13 protein-coding genes are annotated in these 13,103 nt (G+C 60.1%); 5 read left to right on the top strand and 8 right to left on the bottom strand.

All coding sequences use genetic code 11. The annotated features are described in order from the left end of the window. Positions 1-37: 37 nt before the first annotated feature. Positions 38-706, top strand: coding sequence for a MarC family NAAT transporter (locus KB892_RS12565; RefSeq protein WP_002904403.1), 669 nt, complete (start codon positions 38-40; stop codon positions 704-706). 68 nt (positions 707-774) lie between these two features. On the opposite strand, the gene KB892_RS12560 is transcribed toward KB892_RS12565, so the two are convergent. Beyond that, positions 775-1,974 (bottom strand): sugar transporter, encoded by a 1,200-nt coding sequence (locus KB892_RS12560; protein WP_002904407.1) that lies wholly within the window; start codon positions 1,972-1,974, stop codon positions 775-777. Between the two features lie 201 nt (positions 1,975-2,175). Between KB892_RS12560 and KB892_RS12555 the strand changes: the two genes are divergently transcribed. Further along, positions 2,176-2,967, top strand: a complete 792-nt coding sequence (locus KB892_RS12555) for a PhzF family phenazine biosynthesis protein (RefSeq protein ID WP_002904409.1) — start codon at positions 2,176-2,178, stop codon at positions 2,965-2,967. A gap of 64 nt (positions 2,968-3,031) precedes the next feature. On the opposite strand, the gene KB892_RS12550 is transcribed toward KB892_RS12555, so the two are convergent. The 6 genes from KB892_RS12550 to KB892_RS12525 all read right to left on the bottom strand — a co-directional run bounded on the left by KB892_RS12550 (position 3,032) and on the right by KB892_RS12525 (position 8,879). Further along, positions 3,032-3,709: an SDR family NAD(P)-dependent oxidoreductase gene (locus tag KB892_RS12550; protein WP_002904411.1), complete on the bottom strand. Its 678-nt coding sequence runs from the start codon at positions 3,707-3,709 to the stop codon at positions 3,032-3,034. Beyond that, positions 3,706-4,179, bottom strand: a complete 474-nt coding sequence (locus tag KB892_RS12545) for a NanQ anomerase/TabA/YiaL family protein (protein ID WP_002904414.1) — start codon at positions 4,177-4,179, stop codon at positions 3,706-3,708. The genes KB892_RS12550 and KB892_RS12545 overlap by 4 nt, the downstream gene beginning before the upstream one ends. Further along, positions 4,176-5,342: a sialidase family protein gene (locus KB892_RS12540; protein WP_002904416.1), complete on the bottom strand. Its 1,167-nt coding sequence runs from the start codon at positions 5,340-5,342 to the stop codon at positions 4,176-4,178. The genes KB892_RS12545 and KB892_RS12540 overlap by 4 nt, the downstream gene beginning before the upstream one ends. Before the next feature lie 3 nt (positions 5,343-5,345). Next, on the bottom strand, positions 5,346-6,755 hold the full coding sequence (locus KB892_RS12535; protein WP_004151621.1) for a sodium:solute symporter family protein: 1,410 nt from the start codon (positions 6,753-6,755) through the stop codon (positions 5,346-5,348). 76 nt (positions 6,756-6,831) lie between these two features. Continuing rightward, positions 6,832-7,716, bottom strand: coding sequence for a dihydrodipicolinate synthase family protein (locus KB892_RS12530; RefSeq protein ID WP_002904419.1), 885 nt, complete (start codon positions 7,714-7,716; stop codon positions 6,832-6,834). Positions 7,717-7,730: 14 nt separating this feature from the next. Continuing rightward, positions 7,731-8,879 carry an iron-containing alcohol dehydrogenase gene (locus KB892_RS12525; RefSeq protein ID WP_062954959.1) on the bottom strand — a complete coding sequence of 383 codons (1,149 nt, stop codon included), beginning with the start codon at positions 8,877-8,879 and terminating at the stop codon, positions 7,731-7,733. 174 nt (positions 8,880-9,053) lie between these two features. On the opposite strand from KB892_RS12525, the gene dtnK reads away from it, so the two are divergent. Genes dtnK through KB892_RS12510 form a run of 3 tightly spaced genes read left to right on the top strand, consistent with a single transcriptional unit; the run spans position 9,054 to position 12,031 of the window. Beyond that, positions 9,054-10,289 (top strand): D-threonate kinase, encoded by a 1,236-nt coding sequence (dtnK, locus tag KB892_RS12520; protein WP_004151622.1) that lies wholly within the window; start codon positions 9,054-9,056, stop codon positions 10,287-10,289. Next, complete coding sequence (locus KB892_RS12515) at positions 10,282-11,268, top strand: D-threonate 4-phosphate dehydrogenase (protein WP_004151623.1); 987 nt, start codon at positions 10,282-10,284, stop codon at positions 11,266-11,268. The genes dtnK and KB892_RS12515 overlap by 8 nt, the downstream gene beginning before the upstream one ends. Position 11,269: 1 nt before the next feature. Next, positions 11,270-12,031: a DeoR/GlpR family DNA-binding transcription regulator gene (locus KB892_RS12510; RefSeq protein ID WP_002904489.1), complete on the top strand. Its 762-nt coding sequence runs from the start codon at positions 11,270-11,272 to the stop codon at positions 12,029-12,031. Between the two features lie 14 nt (positions 12,032-12,045). Here the strand turns inward: KB892_RS12510 and KB892_RS12505 are convergent, their stop codons facing one another. Continuing rightward, a complete protein-coding gene (locus tag KB892_RS12505; RefSeq protein ID WP_002904491.1) occupies positions 12,046-12,990 on the bottom strand; it encodes an L-lactate dehydrogenase in 945 nt (314 codons plus the stop codon). Between the last annotated feature and the right edge of the window lie 113 nt (positions 12,991-13,103).

Raw genomic sequence — 13,103 nt, 5'->3', positions numbered from 1 at the left:
TCTTAAAAAATGAATATTAACGGGACTTTAATTAACTATGTTCGATTTGTTTAAAGCAATAGGGCTCGGCCTGGCGGTGCTTTTACCGCTGGCGAATCCACTCACAACCGTGGCGCTGTTCCTTGGCCTGGCCGGTAATATGAACAACGCCGAGCGTAATAAACAGGCGTTAATGGCATCGGTGTATGTCTTCGCCATCCTGATGGTGTCGTGGTATGCCGGTCAGGTGGTGATGAATACATTCGGCATATCAATACCTGGGCTGCGTATCGCCGGCGGATTGATTGTGGCCTTTATCGGTTTCCGCATGCTGTTTCCCCAGCAAAAAGCCCACGATTCGATGGAAGCGAAGATCAAATCGGAAGAACTGCAGGATGAACCGACCGCCAATATCGCCTTTGTGCCGCTGGCGATGCCAAGCACCGCCGGTCCGGGCACCATCGCGATGATTATTAGCTCCGCCTCGACCGTTAAGCACGGCGTGGACTTCCCGGAGTGGGTGGTGCTGGCGGCGCCGCCGATCATCTTTTTGCTGTTAGGGGTGATTCTGTGGGCTTGTCTGCGCAGTTCCGGCGCGATTATGCGTCTGGTTGGCAAAGGCGGCATCGAGGCCATCTCGCGACTGATGGGCTTTCTGCTGGTCTGCATGGGCGTGCAGTTTATTATTAACGGCGTGCTGGAGATCATTTCGACCTGGCATCCCTGACCGCCCGCGATGCGCAGAGAAAAAAAGCCCGCCGGCGCGATACCGGCGGGCTTTTTTGTGCGACGGAATCAGGAGTGGTGCGGCTGATGGTCTTCCAGCGATACCGGCCAGCGACGGAATATCATCAGCGACCAGACCAGCGCGACCAGCGCCGGAATGGCGCCGACGTAGCCGACGGAGGCCATGGAAAGATGCAGACTCACCTGGCTGCCGACCAGCGCCCCGGCGCCTATGCCGATATTAAAGATGCCCGAGAACAGAGACATGGCGACGTCGGTGGCATCCGGAGCGGAGGCCAGCACTTTCACCTGCATGCCGAGACCGATAATCATGATCGCCACCCCCCAGAAGATGCTGAGCAGCATCAGGTGCTGCGGGTTATGCGAGGCCGGCAGCAGCAGCAGCAGGCAGGCGAGCAGCAGGGCAATCGCCAGGCTTATCAGCCCCGACGCGTGCTGGTTACCGAGTTTACCGAACAGAATGCTGCCGATAATACCGGCCCCGCCAAGGATCAGCAGCAGTACGGTGGCAAAGTTGCCGCTCAGGCCCGCTACCGTCTGGACAAAGGGCTCGATATAGCTGTAGGCGGTATAATGGGCGGTCACCACCACCACGGTCAGAATGTACACGCTGACCAGCGCCGGGCGGCGGAACAGCACCGGCAGGCTTTTCAGCGAGCCAGAATGTTCGCTCGGCAGGGTCGGCAGCAGTTTTACGAGGCAGGCCAGGGTGGCTAACGCGCCGAGGCCGATCGCCAGGAAGGTCATCCGCCAGCCAAAGTACTGGCCGATAATGCGCCCGATCGGAATACCAAACACCATCGCCAGCGCTGTACCGGTGGCGATCAGGCTCAGCGCCTGCGCCCGTTTGCCCGGCGGGGCCATGCGGATGGCCAGTGCCGACGTTATCGACCAGAACACTGCATGCGCAAAGGCGATACCAATGCGGCTGATCACCAGCACGTCAAAATTCCAGGCAAAAAACGACAGGACGTGGCTGGCGATAAACAGAATAAACAGGCCGATAAGCAGGCGCCGGCGCTCCACTTTGCTGGTCAGCAGCATAAACGGCAGCGACATTAACGCCACCACCCATGCGTAGATGGTCAGCATCATGCCCACCTGGGCGGTTTCCATGCCGAAGCTGTCGGCAATATCCGACAACAGACCGACCGGGGCAAACTCTGTGGTGTTAAAAATAAACGCGGCGATGGCCAACGTCACGACACGTAGCCACGCTACCTTGCGTGAGACCGTATTCGTAGTCATAAGCTCTGGACTGGTGATTCAGGGAAAGATGTGACGCTGATCTTAAAACGATTGTTGGCGAAAAGACAATCATTTTGTGATCTGCGTCTCATTTCATCGCAAGGGGCTGGCCGCGGTTAAGCGATTAATTTTGCTATGGATAGTGTCAAGGGGGCGCTTTTATGTCATGTTGAAGGAAAGTAAAAAAAGTAAGGACAGGGTATGCAGGAAATTCAATTTTATCTGGTCGATGCTTTCAGCGATAAAAACTTTGGCGGCAATGCCGCGGCTGTCTGCCCGCTCAGCGAGTGGTTAGCCGACGATGTGCTCCTGAAAATGGCCCAGCAGCATAATCAATCCGAAACGGCTTTCTTTGTCCGTACCGACGAGGGCTATGAGCTGCGCTGGTTTACCACACTCGCTGAGATCAATCTCTGCGGCCACGCGACCCTCGCCGCTGCGCACGTTATTTTCGAATATCTCGACCATCCTTCGGCGACGATTCTCTTTAGCACCCGTTTTGTTGGTGAGCTGCGGGTCACCCGTAATGGCGACTGGCTGACGCTCGATTTCCCGGCGTGGTCGACCTCCCCGGTGCAAAACCCGCCGGCGGATCTGCTGACCGGGTTGGGACTCGAGGCCGCCGTTGAAGTTCGGGAAGGGCGCGATTATCTGGTGGTGCTGGCGGATCGCCAGCAGGTTGAAGCGGTGCGAACGGATATGGCGCGGCTGCGAACGCTTGGCAAAATGATCTGCGTCAGCGCGCCGGATGAAGAGTATGACTTTGTCAGCCGCTTCTTCTGCCCGGGAGAAGGGGTGCCGGAAGATCCGGTCACCGGCTCCGCCCATAGCATGCTGATCCCCTGGTGGGGCGAAAAGCTGGGGAAAACCACCATGATGGCGCGCCAGGTCTCCGCTCGCGGCGGCGACCTGCGCTGCCAGTGGCAGGGCGACCGTGTGCTGATTAGCGGCCAGGCCACCACCTATATGCGCGGAACGGTTTACCTGCGTTAATCATCGCCCCCGCGTCGCCCCGGGGAGCGGTAATCTACTTCCGCTCCCCGGGTGCGACATAGCATCAGCCCAGCGATGCGCCGCCACACATCACCAGCTCCTGTCCGGTCATCGCCGATGCGCCCTCGCTCAGCAACCAGCTCACCAGAGAGACCACTTCCTGCGGAGTAATGAGTCGCCCAAGCGGCGGAAGCCGCGGCGGGGAACTTTCTCTGCCTGGCTGATGAAGCATCGGCGTATCGGTTGCCCCGGGAGCCACGACGTTGACCGTCACCCCGGCAGGCGCCAGCTCTGCCGCCCAGCTCCTGGCGAGAGCGACCAGCGCGGCTTTGGTGGCCGCATACTGCGAGCGACCAGCGGCGCCTCGTGACGTACGGCTTCCCAGCAGAACGATCCTCCCGCCTGGCCCCATGGTCGGGGCGAAGTGATTGACCAATGTCTGAGCAGCATCGACATGTAAACGCCACAACGACTCGCTGCGCTGAGGGTCCAGATTACCCAGGGTGGCGGCCGCCATTGAACCCGCGGCGTGAATGATGGCCTGAGGGGGCTCAATCTGCTCCAGCGCCGCCAGCAGCGCGCTGCGTTGGCTGACGTCGACCATCAGATGGCGAAAGTTCGGCTGTGAGAAGGGCGGCAGCGAACGGCTCATGCCGATCACCTGCCAGCTGTCCGCCAGCAACTGCCTCACCACTGCGGCGCCGATCCCGGAGCTGGCCCCGGTTACCATTGCCCGCTTCATCGCGCCTCCAGCATCTCAGCGGGGATTTTGAATACTGCCTTTCTGACCGGTGCTGGCGTCGAAACCGCACACAGCGCCTGGTGCGGTTCGCCGGGGTAAAAGACCGCGAAGTCGCCGGGACGCAGCAGAATAGAGACACTCTCCGGGGCCGGCTGACATATATAGAGGTCGGGCTTAAGCTCATGATCTTCCGGGCGCATCGCGGGAGCCATGCCCGCCTGGATGCGCTCCTCGCCGGCCAGGATGACCTGAATATCCGCCCACTGGCGATGATATTCCGTATGCCGCTCGGCCGCAGGCTGGGTTTGCACCACGCTGAGGGTGCAGAACCACGGCGCATCGTCGGGCTGGAAGCGGCCATTCTCTCTGGCACTGAGGGCGGCCAGCGAACAGGCCTCGCTGCTCAATAGCTGCTTTAACGCCGGCGGCAGACCAGCCTGCTGCAGCGCCTGAAGATTACCGATAATCATGCGCTTTCTCCTTTTACCCACTGTGGCGAGACACGAACATACTTGATCGCCTGGCGATACCAGGTGTAGGCGATATGCAAATTACCGTCTGCTCCCTGTTTGATGCTGGGGTAGGAGAACTCCCGGTTCAGCTTCTGCTCCGAATTATTGGTCATGCAGTAGCCGTCACCCTCATCGAGATTGCGCAGCCACGGCCAGCTTTCACCACCATCGGCTGAAATAGCGACGGTCATCGGCGCGCGTGGTGCGCCCCAGAAGGCGCTTTTCCCGGTCGCTTCCGGCTCCCTACGGCCATCGTCGTCAGCAATTTCATCATACAGCGAGGCGCGGCGTTCCGTGGCGCCGGCGGCGCTCATATTATTGAACACCAGCGCCAGTTCACCATTGTCCAGGGGGGTCGCCTGAATGGACGAGTTGTTGTTCGGAAGCGTCGTCGGTACCGGCGCAGACCAGCTCTCTCCCTGGTCGCTGGACTGGCTGAACCAGATATGATCCGCCCAGCGGCTGCGGAAGAAGGCTGCCAGTCTGCCGTCCGGAAGCGGAGTGATACTCATATGGACACAACCCAGGCTCTCCGGGACCGCCACGTCACGCCAGCTTTTTCCGCAGTCTGAAGAGATCTTCACCGCGCTGACGTCATTGTTACCCACCCATTTCTCGCCGGGTTCGGTACGGCAGTAAAAGACCGGCAGCAGCCAGTTGCCGTCAGACATAACGCTTATTGGCTGGCGAATAAAGGTACCCGGCTGATCCAGCAGCGTATCGATGGCCCCCCAGCTTCGTCCGCCATCGTGGGAGAGGCGGTAGCGCACAATGGCGGTATCCTGGTTTCCGGCAAATTGCGCTGTCCACAACAGCCACAGCACGTTATCGGGCGCCTGAAACAGCACCGGGTTTTGTTCTGAGCGGTCTGGGTCATCACATAGCTTGACCGCCTCACTCCAGCGGTCACTGCCGGGGGCTAACCGCGATCCCCAGATAGAAATATCGGCTTTTCCCTCCTGGGAGCCGCCAAACCAGACGCACATCAGGCTGCCGTCATCCAGCGGCAGCAGATTGGCGGCATGGTTCTGCGGGCAGGCGCAGGGAAGCATTGCCCATGCGATGTGTTCATCTTGCTGGTGTTGGCGAATGACGCCGTCAAAAGGCGGAATTACGGTCATGTTTTATACTCCACGTTGCTCAACTGGGGCGGGGGATGGTTGTGATTTATTTGGGATCAGGCGGTCAATCACCATGATGATGGCCGGGGTCGCCAGGGCGACATACATGTTATTGATGCCGAACGGGTCGCCGAGTAAATACCAGACGGACGTCACCACACAGGCGCCGATCAGGCCGGCATTCGCGCCCCGAGTGCTTCTGAAGAAGGGGGCATAGAAGGCGATGACCGCCACCACGGTAATGGAGAGGCGAATGGCGCGGGTAAAGAAGGAGAGTTTCAGCACCTCCGGTACCAGCAGCACAAAGATCAGCGGCAGGAAGCCGATAATTAGCGACGCCCAGCGTGTGGCTCTGAATTCCTGGTCCGGCGTTGGGTTGCGCCATGGTACGTAAAAATCCTTCACCACCAGCGAGGCAATGGCCAGGGCTACGGTACTTACGCTGACGAAAATCGATGCCACAAGTGACGTTGTCACCAGACCTGCCAGCCACGGGTTCATGTCCTGCAGAAAGACCGGGAGGGCATACAGGCTGTTGATCTCGGGATGCAGGTATTTCGCCGCGACGCCGATAATGGCGATGGCAAAGGCGATAGGCAGGCAGAAAAAGAAGGCGATCCAGGTGGAGCGTTTCGCTGACCGAACGTCTTTGGTTGAGCTAATGGCCTGAATGACAAACTGGGTGCAAAAAATGGAGCCGATAGTGCCGATGAGCCAGGCGAAGATCGTGCCAGCACCAATGTTGCCATCCCATGTCCAGTAATAATCCGGCATCTTCTCCATCATCGGCGAGAAGCCGCCGGTTTTGGACAGGGCAAAACCCAGAATGATCAGCAGACCGGCGTATTTCAACGCGCTGTGTAACATGGTGACCCAGGCGACGCCCTTCATGCCGCCGAACGCGAAATAAAAGGTACTCACAATGGCGGTAATAAAGGCGGCTACCGGTAAATTCACTTTTAATACGGTGGAGATGGCTGCGGCACCGCTGACGTAATTGCCCACGTTAACCAGCAGCAGCGCATAAATCATAATCAGGGAGATAATATTTTTGGTACTGTTGCCATATTTTTCAGCGATGGCGCCGGAAATGGTGATTTTTCCGGTGTTATAGATGCGTTTCACCAGGATTAAACCGAACAGCGGAAAGCCGATGGCTGCCCCCAGCACGGACCACGAGGCGGCAATTCCGCTCTCAAAGGCGGCCTGGGCAGTACCGATGGTCGATTTGGCGCCAATATATTCTGACATCAGTAATATACCGACAATAAAGGCCGGCATGGCGCGCGAGCCTTCCATAAAATCCCCGGAATTTTTACTACGAATACGGAATGTCAGCCAGGTGGTAAACAGAATATAGGCAATAACAATGCCGACAATAATAAAGGTATCTTCAGCGGTAAAATGATTCATCTTAGCCTCTCTCTGGGCGTACGAATCCTGGGCACGGCGGTACCCGGTCTGTTTTATTAAAAAAGCGCAGCAAGTATTACGCTAAATAACGAGCGATGATGTCGCGTATCTGCTGCAGCTGGTGGTCACTAAACTGCACCGCGTAGCGGCTGTCGCCCACCTCGTGACCCATTAGCTGCAGGGCTTTCTTCACCGCCGCAGGCGAGAACGCCACTTTATACAGATCGGTGCGCAGGCCCGTTACCTGCTCCTGGGCCTGGCGCGATCCGGCGATATCCCCGGCGTGAAAGCGCGACCAGATGGCGTTAATTTCAGCGGGGGCGACGTTGGCAAGCCCCGAGATGCAGGCCGAGCAGCCGTCGACAAATCCCTGATGGATAAGCGAGTCCGGCCCGTTCAGAACGTCGAAACCGTCGATATCGCGCACCGCGTCGAGAAAGCCTTTCAGGCTGTCGTAGCTGCCGGCGCTATCCTTAATGCCGACGATATTCTCGTGGCGGGCCAGCTGGCGCGCGGTCTCCGGGGCAATAGTGTTCCCGGTGCGGGCGGGAATGTTGTAAAGAAAGAGCGGGACGCTCAGCGCGTCGGCGATCGCCGTATAGTGGTTAATCAGCTCTTCCTGCTTCAAGGGCACGAACCACGGGGTAATGGCCGATACCGCGTCAACTCCGAGGCGGGCGATCTGCTGGCCCAGCCGGCGCGTCTCCCGGGTGGAAACCTCCCCAATATGGGCCACCACCGGCGCGCGACCGGCCGCCTCTTCCACGCAGGTTCTGGCGACGGCGATCTTCTCTTCCTCATTGAGGACAAAAAACTCGCCGTTGGTGCCGCCGCAGAAAATACCGTTGCCTGCGGCGAGCTGGCGCTGCACCTGCTGGCGTAGCGCCGGCAGGTTAAGCGCTCCCTCGGCGGTAAAGGGAGTGACAATGGCGGTGAGTACGCCGCTAATAGCTTTCCTCATTTAACTTTCTCCTGTTAGGCATGTTCTGGATACAGCGTTTGGTAGATGGCCGCGATCTCTTCGCGGCTGACGCTGCATGGGGCATTGTTCATCAGGCGTTTGACGTTTTGCGCCGCTGCGCTGAGGGCGGAAATACTCTCCTGAGGCACGCCTAGCGCGGCCAGGTTGTCCGGCAGCGGCAGTCGTTTGACCAGCGCCGCCAGCCATGCGACCAGCGCATGGGATTTCTCTTCCGCGCTGAGCGTGCGATCTGCATCGGGGATCAGGTCCCAGACTTGAGCGAACTTCGCCACCGCGTGAGGGCGGACCACCCGCATGCAGGGCGCCAGCAGAATGGCGTTGGCCACCCCGTGCGGCAGGTGCCAGGTACCGCCAAGCGGATAGGAGAGCGCATGCACCAGGTGAGTGCCGGAATAGTTGATTGCTGCGCCGCCGTACCACGAGGCCCAGAGCATCTCCAGCTTCGCCGTCAGATCCTGCGGCTGATTTACCGAACGCTCGATATGGCGTACCAGCTTGTGTAAACCGATTAACGCGGCGTTATCGCTCACCGGGTTGGCGACGGTGGAGGTAAAGCACTCCAGCAGATGACACAGAGCATCGATTCCGGTCGACGCCGCGATGCTGGGCGGCATGCTGGTGGTCAGCTCCGGCAGCAGGGCGACATAGTCCGGAAGCAGCACCGGGGAGATGATCCCCACCTTCGTCTGCTGCTCGGGGATCGCCAGAATGGCGTTCGGCGTCGCTTCGGATCCGGTGCCCGCGGTGGCCGGGATTAACAATGAGCAAATTCGTCGTTGCGGCTGCTCGCCTGCCAGCAGGGACGTCTGCGAGGGCGCCTCAGGGTGCAGAAGTACTGACAGCAGTTTTGCTACATCCAGTACGCTCCCCCCGCCGATACCAACGACCATCTGCGGCTGGCTGGCGCCCAGCTGGCTGACGATCTGCGTAACATCGTGATGGTTGGGCTCCGCTGGCACGCTGTCAATGACCTCAACTTCACGCCCTTCAGCCGCCAGCAGGCGATGAATCGCCTGGGTTGCCTCCAGCGCCCCGACGTTCTTGTCGGTCACCAGCAGGATTGAGGATTTACCGGCCAGCAGCGGGAGCAGGGCCGATGAGGCGCCAGCCCCGCTGATGATTGTGCTGTGTATCGTCGCCACGCGTTTCTCCTTGGTAGTAATTGATTGAATTCAATCATTCATAAATCTTGCCACTCGTCTGATGGGGAAAAGTTATAATTTATACGGCAACTTAATAACTTGAGCTTGCTCATATTTAATCAAATATGATTGAATATAATCAATTTAAGATTTTATCGACTACAAGGCAGGAGAATGAACGACCGCAATAACAGAGTGCTGGTGCTGGCGGATGACTTTACCGGGGCCAATGACGCCGGGGTCAGCCTGGCGGAGGCGGGTATGTCGGTGGAAGTGGCCTTCACCGCCGGACAGCCATCAACCGCCCGGGCATTAATTCTCAACAGCGACAGCCGGGCGATGACCGCCGCGGCGGCGGCGGACAAGGTCGCCGCTCTGCTGCGCGGCGCGGCGACATTCGTCCCGCACTGGCAGGTAAAGAAGATTGACTCCACGCTGCGCGGTAACCCCGGCGGCGAACTGGAGGCAATGATGGCGGCGCAAGGCTGCCGGATGGCGGTGGTGGCCCCGGCTTATCCGGCAGCCGGGCGGCATACCCGGGACGGGCGCTGCTATGTGCATGGTGTGCCCCTCGATCAGACCGAATTTGCCAGCGATCCGAAAACGCCGGTGAGCCGGGCGGAGATTAGCGAAATTATCGCCATGCAGAGCCGTCTTCCCTGTCTGACCCTGAACGCTGGCCAGCTTCCGGCGGCATTAGCGACGGCGGGCGAGGAGAAGCGAGTGTTGATTGTCGACGCCTGGGAAGACAGCCATCTGGACCAGGTGATCGACGCCGTTGCGCCCCATGCGCGGGAGACCCTGCTGGTCGGCTCGGCGGGTCTCTGCGAGGCGCTGGCTCGCCGCCTGCGCCGCAGCGAGCAGGGCCCGCTGATGGCGGTGGTCGGTTCGATGAGCGAGATGGCGCAGCGTCAGGTTGCTGCGCTGCAGGTCCATTCCCGAGTACGGGTGATTGAAATTGATGTCGAACAGACCTTTAGCGGATCGCCGAAGGAGGAAGCTTCACGGATCGCCGGGGCGCTGCGCGAGGGCCAGCACTGCGTGGTGACCACCCGCCCGAATCACGCCGCCCGGCACGGGATTGAAGCCCGGTGCCGTGAACGCGGTCTCAGCCGCGCCGCCTACGGGGAGCACATCTGCGCCTGGCTTGCCGACGTCACGGCGCAGGCGGTGGCGCAGTCTTCCCCTGGCGCGCTGTATCTTTCCGGCGGCGATGTGGCCATCGCCGTCGCACACGCGCTCGGCGCCACAGGGTTTCAGATCCGCGGCCGGGTGGCGGAGTGCGTTCCATACGGGCATTTTCTCGGCGGCCGCTGGTCGCGGCCGGTGATGACCAAAGCCGGAGGATTCGGCACCGACACCACGCTATTACATGTTGTGAATTTTATTGAGGAGAAACTGAGTGTCTAAGATGATTGCAGTGACAATGGGCGACCCGGCAGGGATTGGTCCGGAGATTATTATCAAATCCCTCGCCGAGGGGGCGCTGAGCGGCGCGCCGGTGGTGGTGGTGGGCTGCGCGCAGACGCTGCGGCGGATCCTGGCGCTAAATATCACGCCGCGGGCGGAGCTGCGCATTATTGACCATCCCGCCGAGGCGAGTTTCTCCCCAGCGACCATCAACGTCATTGATGAACCACTCAGCGACCCGCAGGGGCTGCGCCCTGGCGAAGTCCAGGCCCAGGCAGGGGATCTCGCGTTTCGCTGCATCAGGCGGGCGACCGCGCTGGCGCTGGAGGGCGCGGTCGCGGCCATCGCTACCGCGCCGCTGAATAAAGAGGCGCTGCATCTCGCCGGGCACGCTTATCCCGGCCATACCGAACTGCTGGCCCACCTGACGCAGACTACCGATTACGCCATGGTGCTCTATACCGAGAAGCTTAAGGTTATCCATATCACTACCCATATTTCCTTGCGCCAGTTCCTCGATACCCTCAACCAGCCGCGGATTGAGACGGTGATTGGCGTGGCGGATCGCTTTCTGCGCCGCGTCGGCTATCCACGTCCGCGCATCGCGGTCGCCGGCGTTAACCCGCACGCCGGGGAGAACGGCCTGTTTGGCGATGAAGAGATCCGTATCGTCGCCCCGGCGGTCGCCGCCATGCGGGCGAAGGGAGTGGAGGTGACCGGCCCCTGTCCGCCGGACACGGTGTTTATGCAGTGTCACGAAGGCATGTACGACATGGTGGTGGCGATGTATCACGACCAGGGGCATATTCCGCTGAAGCTGCTGGGATTCTATGACGGGGTGAATATTACCGCCGGGCTGCCGTTTATCCGTACCTCCGCGGATCATGGCACTGCGTTTGATATTGCCTGGACAGGTAAAGCGAAGTCTGAGAGCATGGCAACCTCCATTGAGCTCGCCATGCACATCGCGCAGGAATAACATGAAGGGATATAACCGGTTAGAGCAGATTATGGACTTCCTGAAAAGCCATAATCTGGTGACAGTCGACCAGCTGGTGGCGGCGACCAACGCCTCGCCGGCCACCATTCGCCGCGACCTGATCAAACTCGATCAAGAAGGGGTGATCAGCCGAACGCACGGCGGGGTGACGCTGAACCGGTTTATTCCTTCCCAGCCGACGACGCTGGAGAAAGCCCAGCGCAGTCCGCTTGAGAAGCAGGCTATCGCCAGTGCGGCGGCAGCGCTGGTGAAAGCCGGCGACGCCATTGTGCTTGACGCAGGCACCACCATGATTGAGCTGGCGCGGCAGATCACCCATCTGCCGCTGCGGGTGATCACCAGCGATTTACATATCGCGCTGTTCCTATCGGAATTTAAGCAGATCGAAGTGACGATTATCGGCGGGCGCATCGATGACAGCAGCCAGTCGTGCATCGGCGATCACGGCCGCCGCCTGCTGCAGACCATCTGGCCCGATCTCGCCTTCGTCAGCTGCAACGGCTGGGACCTTGAGAAGGGGATCACCGCCCCGACGGAGGAAAAGGCCGCCCTGAAGCGCGATCTGATGGCCAATGCCCGGCGGCGTATCCTGCTGGCGGACAGCTCCAAATACGGCGCCTGGTCACTGTTCAACATCGCTCCGCTGGCGTCGTTGACCGATATCGTGACCGACGCCCACCTGCCGGATAAAACCCGCGAGGCGCTGGAGACCCTTTCCCCGCAGCTGATCATTGCCGACTGACTCGCAGGCTGCCGTCAGGGCAGACGGGCGATATTGGCCTTGATCACCGCGATCGACTGGCTGAACTTCGCCTGCTCTTCGCCGGCCAGCTGCAGTTCAATGATCTGCTTCACGCCACCCTGGGCCAGCACCGCCGGCACCCCAGCCGCCGCGCCGCTGACCCCGTACTCGCCGTCAAGAATGCAGGAGACCGCCAGCGCGCGGTGGCTGCCGGTGAAGATATTGCGGCAGATCTCGGCGATGGTCCCTGCCACGCCATATTCGGTGCAGCCTTTACCCGCGTAGATCTCAAATCCCAGCTTGCGCACTTTGTCAGCCATCGCCTCGCGATCGAGCGGCAGGCCGGTGCGCTGCTGGTAGAGGTCGGCGATTGGCGTGCCATATACCGAGGAGTGCGACCACACCGGAAACTGGGTATCGCCATGCTCGCCGAGGATAAAGGCGTCGATGCTCTGGGCGCCAATCTCCAGTTCCTGCGCCAGCAGGCGACGCAGGCGGGTGGTATCCAGCCAGACGCCGGTGCCCAGCACCTGGCTGCGCGGCAGGCCGGAAAGCTGCCATACCTGCCAGGTGATGATGTCGCAGGGGTTGGTGGCCACCAGAAAGATGCCGTTAAATCCGTTGGCCATCATCGTCGGCACAATGCTCTTCACAATCTTCGCGGTGGAGGTCAGTTCATCCAGCCGGCTCTGGCCGGGGCGCAGCGCGCCGCCGGAGACGGTGATCACCGCGATATCGACATCGGCGCAGTCGCTGGCCTCGCGGGTGGAGATGGTCATCATCCCCGGCAGGTAGGCCGCGGCGTCGCTCAGGTCCTGAGCGTGGGCCTCAGCGCGCTGTTGGTTAAGGTCGACGAGGATCAGCTCCTCGCAAATGCTCTGGTTGAGCAGGGCGTAGGCCGCCGACGCGCCGACATTGCCGGCGCCAATAATCATCACTTTACGGGCTTTGGTGTGCATATTCAGATCTCAAGTACGAACGGCAGGGGATAAAATTACTGTGTTTCAGTTGGTTAGCGCAATAGGCGGGCGGCAATATAAGTTAATGCTATGTCGGGAAAAGCCGCCGGCCG

Origin of the sequence: Klebsiella sp. P1927 (genome assembly GCF_018204675.1) — a bacterium.
GTDB classification, from domain to species: Bacteria; Pseudomonadota; Gammaproteobacteria; order Enterobacterales; family Enterobacteriaceae; genus Klebsiella; species Klebsiella pneumoniae.
This window is presented reverse-complemented; position numbering and strand designations above follow the sequence as displayed.

Excerpts from the sequence above, each read along its gene's own strand:
- KB892_RS12565 (WP_002904403.1), top strand. The coding sequence starts at position 38 with ATGTTCGATTTGTTTAAAGCAATAGGGCTCGGCCTGGCGGTGCTTTTA.
- KB892_RS12505 (WP_002904491.1), bottom strand. The coding sequence starts at position 12,990 with ATGCACACCAAAGCCCGTAAAGTGATGATTATTGGCGCCGGCAATGTC.
- KB892_RS12555 (WP_002904409.1), top strand. The coding sequence starts at position 2,176 with ATGCAGGAAATTCAATTTTATCTGGTCGATGCTTTCAGCGATAAAAAC.
- KB892_RS12545 (WP_002904414.1), bottom strand. The coding sequence starts at position 4,179 with ATGATTATCGGTAATCTTCAGGCGCTGCAGCAGGCTGGTCTGCCGCCG.
- dtnK (WP_004151622.1), top strand. The coding sequence starts at position 9,054 with ATGAACGACCGCAATAACAGAGTGCTGGTGCTGGCGGATGACTTTACC.
- KB892_RS12560 (WP_002904407.1), bottom strand. The coding sequence starts at position 1,974 with ATGACTACGAATACGGTCTCACGCAAGGTAGCGTGGCTACGTGTCGTG.
- KB892_RS12550 (WP_002904411.1), bottom strand. The coding sequence starts at position 3,709 with ATGAAGCGGGCAATGGTAACCGGGGCCAGCTCCGGGATCGGCGCCGCA.
- KB892_RS12540 (WP_002904416.1), bottom strand. The coding sequence starts at position 5,342 with ATGACCGTAATTCCGCCTTTTGACGGCGTCATTCGCCAACACCAGCAA.
- KB892_RS12510 (WP_002904489.1), top strand. The coding sequence starts at position 11,270 with ATGAAGGGATATAACCGGTTAGAGCAGATTATGGACTTCCTGAAAAGC.
- KB892_RS12535 (WP_004151621.1), bottom strand. The coding sequence starts at position 6,755 with ATGAATCATTTTACCGCTGAAGATACCTTTATTATTGTCGGCATTGTT.
- KB892_RS12530 (WP_002904419.1), bottom strand. The coding sequence starts at position 7,716 with ATGAGGAAAGCTATTAGCGGCGTACTCACCGCCATTGTCACTCCCTTT.